The sequence below is a fragment of the Bacteroides sp. RTP31139st1_H2_RTP31139_211217 genome (genome assembly GCF_040227615.1).
In the GTDB taxonomy this organism is placed as follows: domain Bacteria; phylum Bacteroidota; class Bacteroidia; order Bacteroidales; family Bacteroidaceae; genus Bacteroides; species Bacteroides uniformis.
Window position 1 is genome coordinate 16,594 of record NZ_JBCNZM010000037.1, and the last position, 15,339, is coordinate 31,932.

Genomic DNA, 15,339 nt, shown 5'->3' on the forward strand with positions numbered 1-15,339 from the left:
CTGCCGGAATGCAGCCTCTTTTCATTATCCGCTATTTCCTAAATTCTGAAAATGCCATGTTTACAGCCTCCGAGCTTTTAGAAAGAATAAATTCTCATATTGCAGAATTGCAGTTTGTCCGTACTCCTCAAGGTTTATATGCTCCCGTTACCTATGTGTTGTCCATGGGCGGAAAAAGAATCCGTCCGGTATTGATGTTGATGGCCTACAATCTGTATCGGGAGGATATTACCCGTATTTTTAACCCTGCAACGGGGATTGAAGTGTATCATAATTATACTCTTTTGCACGACGACTTGATGGACCATGCAGACCGTCGCCGTGGCAAGGAGACAGTACATAAAGTCTGGGATGACAATGCCGCCATTCTTTCGGGGGATGCAATGCTTGTATTGGCTTATCAGTTTATGGCTCAATGTCCGGTTGAATGCCTGAAAGAGGTAATGGATATATTTAGTCTGACTGCACTGGAAATCTGTGAAGGACAGCAGCTGGATATGGAGTTTGAACATCGGAAGGATGTGAAGGCAGAGGAGTATCTGGAAATGATTCGTCTGAAAACTTCGGTATTGTTGGCTGCAAGCTTGAAGATTGGCGCTCTTTTGGGAGGGGCTTCTTCTGAAGATGCGGAGCAGTTGTATGATTTTGGCATGAACTTGGGTGTCGCTTTTCAGTTGAAAGATGATTTCCTGGATGTTTATGGCGATGCTGCCGTCTTTGGAAAGAATATTGGAGGTGATATTCTGTGCAATAAAAAGACCTACATGCTGATAAAGGCTTTTGAACATGCGGATGAGGAGCAGTTGACCCGCTTGAATGCTTGGGTGGATGCTGTTGCATTCAACCCGGAGGAGAAAGTTGCTGCGGTGACGGAACTGTATAACCGGATTGGCGTCAAGGAACTGTGTGAGAAAAAGATGGAAGAGTATTGTGAACGCGCAATGGAAAGTCTGTTGGCGGTGAAGGTGGCAGATGAAAAGAAAGAGGAATTGAAGAACCTGATGGCTAACCTGATGCATCGGGAAGTATAACTTTAAATCCGGGAGAAAATGCCTTATAGAAGATTGCCTAATACAGATCAAGCGAGAATACGGGCGCTGAAAGCAGTGGTCGTCAAGGGTGATATATGTAATGTGTATGATTTGGCCGTATCTTTGAAGGCGTTGACTGATGCGCGGAATTTTCTTACAAAGTTTGAAGCTGCGCAAGCTTATTATGCCGACTGTTTTGAGCGGCAGGCTCGGGCGGGACGTAAGCATCAGGCTAATGTAAAGACTGCCCGTCTGTATATTTCTCATTTTATCCAGGTGTTGAATTTAGCTGTCATCCGTTCTGAAGTGCGTATTGCTCATAAGGAATATTACGGTTTGGACACAAGCAACAATAATGTGCCTGATTTATCGACAGAGCCTGCCTTGGCAGAGTGGGGGCGTAAAATCGTGGATGGGGAAAACAAACGTATATCCCAGGGAGGAATTCCCATTTATAACCCTACGATTGCAAAAGTGAGGGTGCATTATGATATTTTCATGGATAGTTATGAGAAGCAAAAGAATCTTCAATCTTTGACAGCCCGCAGTTTGGACACCTTGGCTTCGATGCGTGCAGAGGCGGATGGTTTGATTTTGGATATATGGAACCAGGTTGAAAAGAAATTCGAGGAGGTCACTCCCAATGAGAAACGTTTGGATTTATGCCGTGATTATGGAATAATCTATTATTACCGTACCGGTGAGAAACGCAAAGAGTAAGTTGAAGAATGAGATTGATTGATTCACATTCCCATCTTTTTTTAGAAGAGTTTGCAGAGGATTTGCCTCAAGTGATGGCTCGTGCCCGTGAGGCAGGAGTCACGCATATTTTTATGCCCAATATCGATAGTACCACCATAGGACCTATGCTTCGGGTGTGCCGTGAATATAAAGGGTATTGCTATCCGATGATTGGATTGCACCCTACCTCTGTGGGTGCGGATTATGAAAAGGAGTTGGAAATAGTGGCCCGGGAGCTGGCTTCACCGAATGAATTTGTTGCGGTTGGTGAGATTGGTATGGACTTGTATTGGGATAAAACTTTTCTCAGAGAACAGCAAAGGGGGTTGGACAGGCAGATTGAGTGGGCTTTGGAATACGGTTTGCCGGTAGTGCTACATTGTAGGGAAGCGTTCGACCATATATATAATGTGTTGAAACCCTATCAGCAGACTCCTTTGAAAGGAATTTTCCATAGTTTTACGGGGACCTCGGAAGAGGCCTGCAGGATTATGGAATTTGCGGATTTCATGATAGGAATAAATGGTGTGGTGACTTTCAAAAAATCAACTTTGCCGGAAGTCTTGAAGAATATTCCTTTGGAACGCATCGTGCTGGAAACCGATTCCCCTTATCTGACTCCGGTTCCCAATCGAGGCAAGAGGAACGAAAGCGCATATGTTAAGGATACTTTGGTAAAGGTGGCCGGAATTTATGGGAACTCTCCTGAAAAGGTGGCCCAGGTTACTTCTGATAACACTTTAAAAGTGTTCGGAATGCTCAAATAAGCTCTTTGAGATTTTAAAGTTTATTAATTTTGAGATTTTATTTAATATAAAACGGGTCGAATGAAGCAGAACAACAAAAAAAAGAATACATTTGTAGCTGAAAACGCTTGTGGTTCGCATTTTTTTTGTAATTTGCACCCGATTTCAGAAAAGGCGTCTATTGGAGAGATGCTCGAGTGGTTGAAGAGGCACGCCTGGAAAGCGTGTATACCCCTAAAGGGTATCCGGGGTTCGAATCCCCGTCTCTCCGCAGTGTGATGAAATGAAGATAAAACAACAAATTATAATAAATAAATTAATTAATTAATCTTAAAAATTAGACACACAATGAAAAAGTTATTTGCAATTGTTGCTGTGATGGGAGTCTTAACATTTGGCTCAACTCAACTTGCTCAGGCTCAAGATGCTCCTGCAGCTGAACAAACTGAACAAGCAGCTGTAGCACCTGCTGCTGATGCTGCTGCCCCTGCTGCTATGGAAGCTGCCGAGGGTGGTATCCACAAAGAGCTTAAGACTAAGTTTATTGAAGGTACTGCATCTTTCATGAGTTTGGTAGCTATCGCATTGGTTATCGGTCTTGCATTCTGTATTGAACGTATCATTTATCTGAGCTTGGCTGAAATTAATACAAAGAAGTTCTTGGCTGCTATCGAAGCTGCTTTGGAAAAAGGTGACGTTGAGGCTGCTAAAGATATCGCACGTAACACAAGAGGTCCTATCGCTTCTATCTACTATCAAGGTCTGATGAGAATCGATCAAGGTATCGACGTAGTAGAAAAGTCTGTAGTATCTTACGGTGGTGTACAAGCCGGTTATCTGGAAAAAGGTTGCTCTTGGATTACATTGTTCATCGCAATGGCTCCGTCTTTAGGATTCTTGGGTACTGTAATCGGTATGGTTCAGGCTTTTGATAAAATCCAGCAGGTAGGTGATATCTCTCCGACGGTTGTAGCAGGTGGTATGAAGGTTGCCTTGATTACTACTATCTTCGGTTTGATTGTTGCTTTGATTCTGCAGGTATTCTACAACTATATCTTGTCTAAGATTGAAGCTTTGACAAGTGAAATGGAAGATTCTTCTATCTCACTGTTGGATATGGTTATCAAATATGACTTGAAATACAAAAAATAATTAAGATGGCTAAGTTATCATATAAAGTATCATACTACGTACTGTATGCCATGTTCGCTATCATCTTGGTAGTGCTGGGCTTGTTCTACTTCGGTGGAGATGCTCAAGGTGATGCAGTATTGATGAGCGTTGACTCAGAAATGTGGCAACCGGCTCAGACAGATGCATTGATTTACTTGACGTATGCTCTGTTGGCTGTAGCTGTAATTGCTACGTTGGTTGGTGTATTGTTCCAATTCGGATCTGCCTTGAAGGATAATCCGGGGGCAGCCTTGAAATCTTTAATCGGCTTGATTGTATTGATTGTTGTAGTGGTTATAGCTTGGACTATGGGTAGCGATGAGCCGCTTACTATTCCGGGATATAGCGGTACTGACAATGTTCCTTTCTGGTTGAAGATTACCGATATGTTCCTCTATTCTATTTATATTTTGTTTGCCGGTACAGTGTTGGCAATCATTTTTAGTAGTATTAAGAAGAAATTATCATAACTGATTGAGGTAACTCAATTTAAAGAGTAATTACAATGGCAAAAGGAAAAAGAAAAGTTCCTGATATTAACTCAAGTTCTACAGCGGATATTGCATTCTTGTTGCTGATTTTCTTCTTGATCACGACATCTATGGATACTGACCGTGGTTTGGCAAGACGTTTGCCGCCTCCACCCGAAAAAGACCAGAAGATTGAGGACCAGAAGAAGAAAGAACGTAACGTTTTGCAAGTCTTCTTGAATATGAATGACCAGTTAATGTGCGGTAACGATTATATTAACGTAGAACAATTGCGTGCAAAGGCAAAGGAATTCATTGCCAATCCGTATAATGATGAAACGAAGCCAGAAAAGATTTCTAAGAATGTTCCTTTCTTTGGTACGGTTCAAGTAACGGAAAATCATGTGGTTTCTTTGCGTTGTGACCGTGGTTCTTCCTATAAGGCATATATGGCTGTACAGAATGAGTTGGTAGCGGCTTACAATGAGTTACGCGATGAACTGGCTCAGGAGAAGTGGCAGAAGAATTATGTCGAGTTGGATCAAGAACAACAAGATGCAATTCGTGATATTTATCCTCAGAGAATTTCTGAGGCAGAACCTAAAAAGTACGGAGAAAAGAAGTAATGGGAAAATTTAATAAGACTGGTAAACGTGAAATGCCGGCGTTGAACACTTCTTCTCTGCCTGACCTTATTTTCACCTTGTTGTTCTTCTTCATGATTGTAACAACTATGCGTGAGGTAACATTAAAGGTTGAGTTTAAGGTTCCGCAAGCTACAGAATTGGAGAAACTTGAAAAGAAGTCTTTGGTTACGTTTATCTATGTAGGAAAACCTACTGCCGAATTTCGTAAGAAGTTAGGTAATGAGAGCCGTATCCAGTTGAACGACAGCTATGCTGAAGTTGCTGAAATTCAAGATTACATTATTGGTGAACGTGCCAGTATGAAAGAAGAAGATCAGCCGCAGATGACAGTGTCTTTGAAAGTTGACCAAGATACGAAAATGGGTATCGTAACAGATATCAAGGAAGCTCTTCGTCAAGCTTATGCTTTGAAGATTAACTATTCTGCGCAACCGCGTCAGTAAGAGTTGATTTAATGATATAATAAAGGTCGTTTCATTTGTTGAAACGACCTTTATTGTTTTAAGTATATTGGATTTTTAAGATTTCACATTATATACTTCGCAGTAGATGTGTTCCTTTACAAGGTCAAAATCCTTTCCACATTCTATATCTCCATAGGCCATGATGAGCATAGGCAGGTAGTTGTCTCCTGCTTTATAGGGAGGCTGTTGGTAGGGCTTTTCCCATAAGGAGAATCCTTGCCGTTGATAGAAGTTAATGCGGCGTTTAGCCATTTCTTCTTCGGGTATTTCCACTTCCAAGACAATGGGATGTTTTAAGAGTTGGCACAAATGGTTCAGTACACTCTTTCCATATCCGCCGTTACGCTGTGTGGGGTCAATGGCAAAATGCTCTATATAGTAAAAATGTCCGAAATCCCAGTAAGTGATGAGACCTACCGGGGTGTTGTTATGGAAGATGATATTGTTATAGAAGTGCGTTTTGGTATCTGTATACTTGCGCAATTCCTCCAGTTCCCGGTACTCCTCTGAAGGGAACGATTGAGTCATTAATTTCTCCATGTAGCTGTACAAGTCTGTGTCAGCTGTTGTAATACGTTGAAGTCTGATCATAAGTTCTTTTAGTTTAGTTTGTTTTTATTCAGTATAAAATTCAATGACGCGGCAGATGGCCCGTTGGCAGACCGGGCAGAAAGTAGGGTATTCATTGGTGCGCATGCGGCAATTGTCTGCCGGACGGTAGATGCCTTTGGCAGAATAGCCAGCTCCTTCATATACGCCTACGGGATATGTTCCACTTTCAGAAGAGGGAGTAGGAACGGGAGTTCCTTGAGCAAGCATATCTTTCCATTTGGAAGTGAAATCGATTCTTGTGCTGATGTTCTGTTCCCAGGGTTCCACATCTAGTGGATAGGTATCTGTCATCACGTCATTGTCGTAGAAGTATTCATCGGCCAGTCCGCCAAAGCTATGCCCGAACTCATGTACCACAACGGGGCGGAACATGGGATGGTGGGCGGTAGTAAGGGTATAGGAATTATAGATTCCACCGCCTCCGTATTCTTCCGTATTGGCAAGGATGATGATGTGTTCATACGGTATTCCCGCCAGCGCATCGTGTATGGATTTGACACGGGAGGTTGTCAGATACCGGTCTGAATAGAATGTGCTGAAATGAGAGCTGAATGCTGTCCGTTTCCATTCTCCGAGGCGTGGTACGCTTACTCCGCTGTCTTCGGAGGGGCTGGCCACTGCTACAATGTTGAAGTGCTTTTTCATGGACCGGAAGGGTTCGTGGGCAAACAGACTTTCGCAGGCAATGGCTGCGTCTTCGTAGAATACCGGCATCTCTTCGGGAGTATATCCTTCTGCAAGGATGGCTACGTCGATGCATTTGGCCGTATTGCCGCTTTGCAGCAGATATTTATGTGGTGTGATGTGGGCAGTACCTTTCTGATGTATCAGGATGTCGTCGGGACTGACCGTATGTTTCATGCTTGCCCGTACATTTCTACGCGGGTCGAGAAGTGTTATTTCTATTTCTGCAGGACGGAGGGGATAGGGAAGGAGAAAGGTGTTTTCGAATCCTTTGGTCACCGCTTTGGCTTCATCCGTTTCCAGCCACTCCTGGAAGAGCGAAGAAAAGGATGTTTTGTAGATTACGCTGCCATTGGCTGCATCTCGCATAATGATTTGTCCGTTTCCTTGCAGGGGCAACTCAGATAAATGATGCTTCCTTCCTGCCCAAGAGGGGAGACAAGACAATCCGTCCAGGCATATCTCTTGTTTGGCTGCATTTCCGGTAAAGATATAGTCGACACGCAGGGTTTTATCTGCAAAATAATCTGCAAAACTTTGGGCATGCAAGGATATTGCTGCCATCAGGCATAATAGGAATAAGGAATACTTTTTCATAACGGTTCATTATTATTGCTACTACAAAGATAATATCTTTAAAGCTCATCTGCAATTTTCCGGTCGTGCGAGATGGAATTTTGCATATGCACTTTGAAATGCCTGATATGCGGTATTATTCTTTTTTTTGTAAGAAAAGTTATAAACCGTATTTTTATTGGCGAAAAAATAGCTAACTTTGCATGTTGCCGTATAGATATGCGGGGAGATATAGTAATTTATTAATCATTAGAATTTGAAATGGGACATCATCAGTTGGATACTTTAGACGAACAGATTTTAAAACTTATAGCCGATAATGCACGCATTCCTTTCCTTGAAGTGGCCAGAGCTTGTAATGTATCGGGAGCAGCCATTCATCAGCGCATTCAAAAGCTGACAAACTTAGGTATATTGAAAGGTTCTGAATATGTGATTGATCCGGAGAAGATAGGATATGAAACATGCGCCTATATCGGTATCTATCTAAAGGATCCTGCTTCTTTTGATGCTGTAACGAGAGCATTGGAAGCTATTCCCGAGATTGTGGAATGCCATTTTACAACGGGCAAGTATGATATGTTCATAAAGCTTTATGCCCGCAACAACCATCATTTGCTGAGCATCATACATGATAAGTTGCAGCCGCTGGGACTGGCGCGTACGGAAACCTTGATTTCTTTCCACGAAGCCATCAAGCGGCAGATGCCTATAACGGTAGAAGAAGAGGAAGATTAATTCTACCGGCGGATATAATCGACGAATGCATAAGGGCAGGGATGCTTCTCATCTGCGGGATGGGACTCCCTGCTTTTTTCTTGCCATACAGTCGGAGCGACTTCGGGAAAGTAGGCATCCACCTGAGGGGCTTCTGCATCCACCTCGGTCAGGCAGAGGGCACCTGCAAAGGGGAGTGCCTGGCGATAAACGCTTGCACCGCCGATGATGTAGACGTGTTCGTCGGGCTGGCAACTGTTCAGTGCTTCTTCCAGTGAGGAAAAAACTTCTGCATCGGGACAAATCAAATCTTTTTGAGTGGACAGAACAACGTTGCGGCGGTTGGGAAGCGCGCCTTTGGGGAGAGATTCAAAGGTCTTTCGGCCCATGATGATGGTATTTCCCGTGGTGAGGGCTTTGAAACGCTTCAAATCATTGGGAAGCCAGAATAACAACCGGTTCTGATAACCGATACCTCTTTTTCTATCTACTGCGGCGATAATACTAATCATATGTGTGTAAAATTCTTTTCTCTTTCTATCTTTTTATTGTAGGATTTATACTGACACTTTCCCTGCAATATGCGGATGCGGGTTATAGTTGACCAACTCAAAATCCTCGAACTTGAAATCGAAGATGTTTTTCACATCCGGATTGATTCTCATCTGCGGCAAATCCCGCGGTTCACGAGATAGTTGGAGCTTTACCTGCTCCAGATGGTTCAGATAGATGTGGGCGTCTCCTAAGGTATGGATGAAATCTCCGGCTTTCAGTCCGGTGACTTGCGCCATCATCTGCAGGAGCAGGGCATAGGAAGCAATGTTGAAGGGCACTCCTAAAAAAATGTCCGCACTACGCTGGTACAGTTGCAGGCTCAGCCGTCCGTTGGCGACATAGAACTGGAAGAAAGCGTGGCAGGGAGGGAGGTTCATGTTGTCCAAATCGCCTACATTCCATGCGCTGACTATAATCCGGCGTGAGTCGGGATTGTGCTTGATGGTTTCTACAGCTTCGCTGATTTGGTCGATGAATCCACCTTTATAGTTCGGCCAGGAGCGCCATTGATACCCGTAGATATGTCCCAGGTCACCGTTTTCGTCCGCCCATTCGTTCCAGATGCGTACACCGTTGTCCTGAAGATATTTCACATTGGTGTCTCCTTGGAGGAACCATAGCAGTTCGTATATGATTGATTTCAGATGCAGCTTCTTGGTAGTAAGGCAGGGGAAGCCTTCATCCATGTTGAAACGCATCTGGTGGCCGAATACGCTGATGGTGCCGGTACCCGTACGGTCGCTTTTCTCTACGCCTTCGGTCAGTACGCGGTTCAGCAGGTCTAAATATTGTTTCATGATGTAGCTCTGTTTTTATCCGAACGCAAAGGTAGGGGAATTAATTAATAATTAATAATTAATAATTAAAAATTAGAGGAAGGGGGTCATCAAGTTCCCCACCCAGCCTACGAATTTCTTCCATCCGGAACGCTTTTTCCAGACTTCGGGAGTGAGCAGTGTACTGTTTTGCACGTCCCGTTCGAACATGGCATTCAGCTCATTGGTGATCTTGGGGTCGAAGATGAAAGCGTTTGTCTCGTAGTCATAGCGCAGGCTGCGGCTGTTGAGATTGGCAGTACCCACCGTGCAGAAAGTGCTGTCTACCATCATTATCTTGGAATGGTGGAAGCCGCCGTTGAAGAGATATATCTTGGCTCCTTTCTTCATCAGCTTGTGTGCTATGTAGAATGAGGCATCCGGAGTAAAGGCTATGTCCGACACGGCAGGTATCATGATTTCCACTTCAGTACCTTTTTTCAGTGCGTTCTTGATTGCCTTGCGGATTGATTTGGTCGGAACGAAATAAGGATTCACGATTCGGATGCTCTTCTGTGCGGCTTGTATGGAAGCTGCATAGGCATGGCTGATGGAGCGTGGTGTTTCGCGTGGCGTGCGGTCCACGATGGCTATTTCTTCGGCAATACTGTCGGGCAGTTGCTGAGTATCCGGGAAGTAGGCAGGTCCACCTACGTGTTGTCCCGTTTCCCGGTTCCACATGGTCAGGAAGATGCCCTGCAGATAGCGCACGGCATCTCCTTCAAGATGTATGTGCATATCGTGCCATTTACCGATTTTAGGCAATCCGTTGATGTAGTAGTCGGCAATGTTCATGCCGCCGGTATAACCTATCTTTCCGTCAATCACTACTATTTTCCGATGGTCGCGGTGTATGGCATGATTCACCCAGGGAAAAGTGATAGGATCGAACTTAACGATTTCGATGCCTTGGGCGCGGATGGATTTCAGATGGCGTTCTTTCAATGGTTGGTTGTTGGACCAGTTGCCGAAGGCATCGAACATGGCGCGGACTTCAACTCCCTCCTTGACTTTCTCTGCCAGAAGGCTGAACAAGGCATTGGCTATGGAGTCGTTGCGGAAGTTGAAGTATTCCAAATGGATATGATGCCGGGCATGGCGGATATTCTCGAAGAGATCGACGAACTTGTCATGGCCGGTCATCAGCAATTTCACTTCATTGTTATAAGTGACGGGGGCGCCCATTTCCTTCAAGTAATTCATGACAATGGAATCGCTTGTTGCTTGCGCCCCGGCATTCCCAATAGAAAAAACGAATAATATGATGAATAGAATCTTTCTCAAAACTTTCTCCTCTTAGTTAGTTTTATGAGGGGACAAAGATACGATTTATCATTGAAAAACAACTATGCCATAGATGAAATCTTGCGGTAACCGAAATAGAGCAATACCACTCCGGCAATGATTAACGACTTGGGGTCAAGCTCCGAAGCTCCGCTCCGGATGGCAGTATCGAAGGTTTCGCGCAAGGTGTCCAGTATCAGCTGCACTCCGTCGAGGGAGACGAACAGTACGAGGGCCAGAGTAAAGCAGAATGCTGTCCATATCTGCGCCAAGTGGCGGCTACGGTCGGGCAGATGTCGCAGTACGCGGCGGCTGAACCCGTTATCGGCTATTTCCTGCCGGTGTTCGGCAAAGAATGAAGTCAGGAGTTTATCATCATTTTCCATCATAACCATTTTGTTTTAAGTAGGAAGCCATTTTGTCTTTCGCCCGCGAGAGGTGGCTTTTTACCGTTCCCGCCGGACATCCGGTGATACCTGCAATCTTTTCGATGCTTTGGTCTTCCATGTAGAAGAGCGTGATGCAGGTGCGTTCCATTTCCTTCAGTGTGGCCAGGGCACGGTAAATGTCCATGTGCTGTCCCACGTCCTGCTGCAGTGTGCTGCATTGAGCGTCCACTCGGTACGTATCCAAATCGTCCGTTTCTTTCCGGCTGCGAATATAATCATAAAAAACGTTATAGGCAATACGGTAGAGCCAGGTTGAGAAGCTGGACAGATTCTTGAACGAAGCGATGTTTGTATAGGCCTTGATAAACGTATCTTGTGCCAGGTCGTCACTCAACTCGCTGTCGCCGCAGGTCTGGTGCAGGAAGAACCGCCGCACGGGCGACTGGTACTTCTTTACCAACTGGTCGAAGGCCCTGGTGTTGTGAAACACCACGACCTGTGCGACTAACGATATGTCACCCATCTGACTCATTTTTCTTCGTTCTTCTTCTGTTGGCTGTAGAAAATCACCAATTGTCCGAAGCCGGTGAACATGACGAGTAAGCCGATACATCCGAGACCGAATTCTCCGGTAATGGCCCAAAGGAAGATGAACAGGCCGATGCCGACGAATATGTTGTTGATGCCTTTGCTGCGGATATCCGTTGCTGCGGCTTCTTTGAAGAAGTTTTCAGGCAGTTGCTGTCCGCTGGCCAGGGCCTGTTCCGCCAGGCGGTACTTGGCTTTCCGGTTTTTATAGCGGAAGAAGAATACTACGAATATGATGAGTAGCGGCAGTCCGAATACAAAGACGATGGCTGTTACGGCAATCACGGTCTCCGAGGTCTTGCTCCCGAGGTCGAACCCGTTCCAGTCCATACTGCTGTGGTGGGTTCTCCATTTTTCCGGAGCATCGCTACTGCCGGTACCGTTTTCATAAGTCATGATGCTGAGTGTGTCTGTTACGGTTTCTCCATTGATGACAGTGTCTCTCAATTCGATGACTCTTTTCTTGTTCCCCTGACCGTCGTTCTCTGTTACGGTTCTGTTTGCGCCTTGCACCAGTGTGCAGAACATCATGGCGAGCATTAATCCAAAAATGATACGTTTCATAATCTATGGTCTTTTAATTTGTTTCTTTGTTGGTTAGACGTGTCGTCACCTTTATAAAGTTGCAAAGAGAAGATATTTTTTTTAGAAAACCGGAAATAAGGCGATATTTTTCCGTGAAAATGTCTTATTGTCTTTTTTCCGGAATAACAAGAAGTAGGTATTTGCGACTGTAAATAGAGGTAAATATACAAACCGGGTTGTTTCTTATTGTAAATACTGTTATCTTTGCGCATCTGTTTTTATTGGGAAGTCTTGATGAAGTTGAGGAATATAATGAAGTGTTTCCTCCCTCTGCTGTTCATTGCCTATCTGGGAGGAATTACGCTGTTTACCCACTCGCATGTGGTGAATGGTGTTATCATTGTGCATTCCCATCCATTCAAGGGCCAGCATGAGCATACAGAGGTGCAGTTGGAAACCATTTTCTATCTAGCCTCTTTCGTCTCTTCTTCCCTTCCGTTGCTTCCGGTTGCCGCGACGGTTTTCCTTGTTTTGTTGTGTGTACTGAGCATTCTTACCACGGAATGCATCAAGTGTGTAAAGCTTCGTGGCGGTATTTGCCTGCGTGCTCCCCCTTCTTTTTTTCAAATCCGATAGATTAAGGCAATTCCGTTGTGGGATTGCGTCAACCTCATTGATTAACATATTATTTTAGAAGTACATGAAAAAATATATATTTTTTGTGGTGGGAGCAGTATGTCTGTTACTCTCATCAACCGTTTATGCCGAAGATTTGAAGAGTACCGATGCCAATATTGTCGGTCATGTAATAGAAAAAAGTACAAGGGAACATTTGCCTTATATGACAGTTTCGCTGAAAGGCACCACCATCGGGACCATGACCGATGCCACCGGTCACTATTTCCTAAAGAATCTGCCTGAAGGTGAGTTCACGTTGTCCGTCAGTGCCGTAGGTTATAAGTCGCAGGAGCGCAAAGTCGTTCTGAAACGTGGTAAGACCTTGGAAGAGAACTTTGAGTTGGAAGAAGACATGGTGGCACTGGACGGGGTGGTAGTCACAGCCAACCGCAATGAGACTGCCCGGCGCTTGGCACCCACTTTGGTCAAAGTGGTCACTCCTAAACTGTTTGAGCAGACAAACTCGCATACTTTGTCGCAAGGACTGGCCTTTCAGCCAGGTGTGCGGGTGGAGACCGATTGCCAGAATTGCGGTTATTCACAAGTGCGCATCAACGGGCTGGATGGGAAATATACCCAAATATTGATAGACTCACGTCCCATCTTTTCTCTCTGGCCGGTGTGTATGGGTTGGAACAGATTCCCGCCAACATGATAGAGCGTGTGGAAGTGGTGCGTGGAGGTGGTTCAGCCTTGTTCGGTTCTTCGGCCATTGCCGGGACGGTGAATATCATTACGAAGGAACCGATTCGCAATTCCGGTTCTTTCTCGCATACCATTTCCAATTTCGACGGTTCCGGCTCGTTCGACAACAACACGACCCTGAATCTTTCCTTGGTTTCTTCGGACAGTAAGATGGGGGCTTATGTGTACGGCCAGAGCAGGCATCGTTCGGCATGGGACTCCAACGGAGACGGTTTTTCCGAATTACCGAAGCTGAAGAACCAGACTGTCGGTCTGAATGCTTACTACCGGACAAGTGCCTATTCCAAGCTGAGCCTTGAATACCATCATATGGAGGAATTCCGCCGTGGTGGAAGTGGCTTCAGCCTTCCCCCTCATATAGCCGAGGATGCCGGATTGAACGGTACCGGGGCGCCCGGACTGGTGGAACAGCTGAAACATTCCATCAACACGGGTGGGCTCAAGTTCACGGCTTTCTCCAAAAACCAGAAACATACGTTCAGTACCTATGCTTCGGCTCAGCACATCGTGCGCAATAGTTATTACAGCGCTTATGGAATGACTACGGACTTTACCGGTGTGCTGGGTGCCCAGTATATTTATCATTTTGACAAGTGTCTGTTTATGCCTGCCGATTTGACCGGAGGCATTGAGTTCAATCACGACAATCTGCATGACAAGGCAACGGACGTACAGAAGTATCGTGATGCTGCTTTGGCCGAAGATCCTACGGCAACGGGTGACCGCTTGCAACAACTGATTGAGAAATATACCCCCGCCCCGTTGAACCAAGTGGTGAATATAGCAAGCGTCTATGCCCAGAATGAGTGGAAGAACGAACAGTGGAGTTTCCTGATTGGCGGGCGCGTAGATAAAAACAGCATCATGGACAAGGCTGTTTTCAGTCCCCGTGCCAATATCCGTTACAATCCTACTCAGGATGTGAATATCCGTTTCAGTTATGCTGAGGGATTCCGTGCTCCACAAGCGTTTGATGAAGATCTGCATATCAGTAATGTGGGTGGAGAGTTGGTTTCCATTGTCCGCGCCAAAGGATTGAAGGAAGAGCGTTCGCGCAGCTTCAATGCTTCGGTAGATTGGTACCACTATTTCGGAGATTTCCAGGCAAACCTACTGGTGGAAGGCTTCTACACGAAACTTTCCGACCCGTTTGTCCTGACGCCTCCGGTGAAAGACCCGGATGGTAGCGCTTATCTGATACAGACCCGTATCAATGGTTCGGGAGCTAAAGTGTATGGCGGCACATTGGAAGGAAAGGTTGCCTATAAGGATAAGGTTCAGTTGCAGGCAGGGCTGACGCTTCAACGAAGTATCTATGACTCTCCCGAAGAATGGAGTGCGGATGAGGAGCACTTGTCGGAGAAAGAACGTTACAGCGACAAGATACTGCGTACTCCCGACGTCTACGGCTACTTTACAGCTACCTATATGCCGGTTAAAGCCTTCTCAATAGCTTTGAACGGCAATTATACCGGGCGGATGTACGTTCCCCATTTGCTTTCGGAGGTGAACGGTGAGGCGGATGTATTGGTAAAGAGTCCGGACTTCTTTGAGCTTGGAACAAAGATAGCTTACGACTTTGATTTTCAAGGGTTCTGTTTGCAGCTCAATGCCGGTGTACAGAATATATTCAATTCTTATCAGAAAGATTTTGATAAAGGAGCGAGCCGCGATTCCGGTTATATCTACGGACCGGGTGCACCGCGTTCCTATTTTGCAGGGGTGAAACTCAGTTTTTAAAAAGAGTATTGAACCGTGCTTTTTGTTTAGCCCCGTAGATTGGTGAAACGTATTTTGCACTATCTTTGCTGCCATAAAACAGTTCAAAGCATGAAGCTACCCTCATCTTTCACCGATTATACACGCGCCCTCTTGGGTGTGGAAGAATATGAAAAGCTGGCTGCCGCCCTGGAAGGGGAGCAGCCGGTCAGTATCCGAC

The 15,339-nt window shown here is 45.3% G+C and carries 18 protein-coding genes, 1 tRNA gene and 1 pseudogene; 12 read left to right on the forward strand and 8 right to left on the reverse strand.

Features of this window, described 5'->3' with window-relative positions; translation table 11 throughout:
- The first annotated feature begins 56 nt into the window (after window positions 1-56).
- The 8 genes from ABUA47_RS08290 (at window position 57) to ABUA47_RS08325 (ending at window position 5,251) form a co-directional block, all read left to right on the forward strand.
- Complete coding sequence (locus ABUA47_RS08290; RefSeq protein WP_034523240.1) at window positions 57-1,031, forward strand: polyprenyl synthetase family protein; 975 nt, start codon at window positions 57-59, stop codon at window positions 1,029-1,031.
- 18 nt (window positions 1,032-1,049) lie between these two features.
- A complete protein-coding gene (locus ABUA47_RS08295; RefSeq protein WP_005827126.1) occupies window positions 1,050-1,751 on the forward strand; it encodes a hypothetical protein in 702 nt (233 codons plus the stop codon).
- Between the two features lie 8 nt (window positions 1,752-1,759).
- Window positions 1,760-2,539, forward strand: a complete 780-nt coding sequence (locus tag ABUA47_RS08300) for a TatD family hydrolase (protein WP_005833108.1) — start codon at window positions 1,760-1,762, stop codon at window positions 2,537-2,539.
- A 162-nt stretch (window positions 2,540-2,701) separates the two neighbouring features.
- Window positions 2,702-2,789 (forward strand) — tRNA-Ser (locus tag ABUA47_RS08305).
- A 77-nt stretch (window positions 2,790-2,866) separates the two neighbouring features.
- Window positions 2,867-3,670 carry a MotA/TolQ/ExbB proton channel family protein gene (locus ABUA47_RS08310; RefSeq protein WP_005833106.1) on the forward strand — a complete coding sequence of 268 codons (804 nt, stop codon included), beginning with the start codon at window positions 2,867-2,869 and terminating at the stop codon, window positions 3,668-3,670.
- Between the two features lie 5 nt (window positions 3,671-3,675).
- Entirely contained in the window at window positions 3,676-4,161 is a 486-nt protein-coding gene (locus ABUA47_RS08315) for a hypothetical protein (protein ID WP_005833104.1), read from the forward strand.
- A 35-nt stretch (window positions 4,162-4,196) separates the two neighbouring features.
- A complete protein-coding gene (locus tag ABUA47_RS08320; RefSeq protein WP_035449112.1) occupies window positions 4,197-4,787 on the forward strand; it encodes an ExbD/TolR family protein in 591 nt (196 codons plus the stop codon).
- Window positions 4,787-5,251 carry an ExbD/TolR family protein gene (locus ABUA47_RS08325; RefSeq protein ID WP_025833345.1) on the forward strand — a complete coding sequence of 155 codons (465 nt, stop codon included), beginning with the start codon at window positions 4,787-4,789 and terminating at the stop codon, window positions 5,249-5,251. The genes ABUA47_RS08320 and ABUA47_RS08325 overlap by 1 nt, the downstream gene beginning before the upstream one ends.
- 75 nt (window positions 5,252-5,326) lie before the next feature.
- On the opposite strand, the gene ABUA47_RS08330 is transcribed toward ABUA47_RS08325, so the two are convergent.
- Window positions 5,327-5,863, reverse strand: a complete 537-nt coding sequence (locus ABUA47_RS08330; protein ID WP_005833097.1) for a GNAT family N-acetyltransferase — start codon at window positions 5,861-5,863, stop codon at window positions 5,327-5,329.
- A 24-nt stretch (window positions 5,864-5,887) separates the two neighbouring features.
- Window positions 5,888-7,165, reverse strand: a complete 1,278-nt coding sequence (locus ABUA47_RS08335; RefSeq protein ID WP_005833095.1) for an IgA Peptidase M64 — start codon at window positions 7,163-7,165, stop codon at window positions 5,888-5,890.
- 240 nt (window positions 7,166-7,405) lie between these two features.
- Between ABUA47_RS08335 and ABUA47_RS08340 the strand changes: the two genes are divergently transcribed.
- On the forward strand, window positions 7,406-7,882 hold the full coding sequence (locus ABUA47_RS08340; protein WP_005827104.1) for an Lrp/AsnC family transcriptional regulator: 477 nt from the start codon (window positions 7,406-7,408) through the stop codon (window positions 7,880-7,882).
- Window positions 7,883-7,884: 2 nt separating this feature from the next.
- Here ABUA47_RS08340 and ABUA47_RS08345 read toward each other — a convergent pair whose 3' ends face one another.
- The 6 genes from ABUA47_RS08345 to ABUA47_RS08370 all read right to left on the reverse strand — a co-directional run bounded on the left by ABUA47_RS08345 (window position 7,885) and on the right by ABUA47_RS08370 (window position 12,056).
- Window positions 7,885-8,373, reverse strand: coding sequence for a dihydrofolate reductase (locus ABUA47_RS08345; protein ID WP_005833093.1), 489 nt, complete (start codon window positions 8,371-8,373; stop codon window positions 7,885-7,887).
- A 45-nt stretch (window positions 8,374-8,418) separates the two neighbouring features.
- A complete protein-coding gene (locus ABUA47_RS08350; protein WP_005827101.1) occupies window positions 8,419-9,213 on the reverse strand; it encodes a thymidylate synthase in 795 nt (264 codons plus the stop codon).
- 72 nt (window positions 9,214-9,285) lie between these two features.
- Window positions 9,286-10,515: a cardiolipin synthase gene (gene cls, locus ABUA47_RS08355; RefSeq protein ID WP_005833088.1), complete on the reverse strand. Its 1,230-nt coding sequence runs from the start codon at window positions 10,513-10,515 to the stop codon at window positions 9,286-9,288.
- 62 nt (window positions 10,516-10,577) lie between these two features.
- Window positions 10,578-10,904: a DUF5056 domain-containing protein gene (locus ABUA47_RS08360; RefSeq protein WP_005827095.1), complete on the reverse strand. Its 327-nt coding sequence runs from the start codon at window positions 10,902-10,904 to the stop codon at window positions 10,578-10,580.
- Window positions 10,891-11,436, reverse strand: a complete 546-nt coding sequence (locus ABUA47_RS08365) for an RNA polymerase sigma factor (RefSeq protein ID WP_009037971.1) — start codon at window positions 11,434-11,436, stop codon at window positions 10,891-10,893. The genes ABUA47_RS08360 and ABUA47_RS08365 overlap by 14 nt, the downstream gene beginning before the upstream one ends.
- A complete protein-coding gene (locus ABUA47_RS08370) occupies window positions 11,433-12,056 on the reverse strand; it encodes a DUF6249 domain-containing protein (RefSeq protein WP_005833085.1) in 624 nt (207 codons plus the stop codon). The genes ABUA47_RS08365 and ABUA47_RS08370 overlap by 4 nt, the downstream gene beginning before the upstream one ends.
- A 255-nt stretch (window positions 12,057-12,311) precedes the next feature.
- On the opposite strand from ABUA47_RS08370, the gene ABUA47_RS08375 reads away from it, so the two are divergent.
- The 3 genes and pseudogenes from ABUA47_RS08375 to ABUA47_RS08385 form a co-directional block, all read left to right on the forward strand.
- Complete coding sequence (locus ABUA47_RS08375) at window positions 12,312-12,653, forward strand: hypothetical protein (protein ID WP_008664012.1); 342 nt, start codon at window positions 12,312-12,314, stop codon at window positions 12,651-12,653.
- Window positions 12,654-12,717: 64 nt separating this feature from the next.
- Window positions 12,718-15,140: pseudogene (locus ABUA47_RS08380) on the forward strand (TonB-dependent receptor).
- 90 nt (window positions 15,141-15,230) lie between these two features.
- The coding region (locus ABUA47_RS08385; protein ID WP_349831531.1) for a hypothetical protein at window positions 15,231-15,339 on the forward strand (109 nt) is incomplete at its 3' end.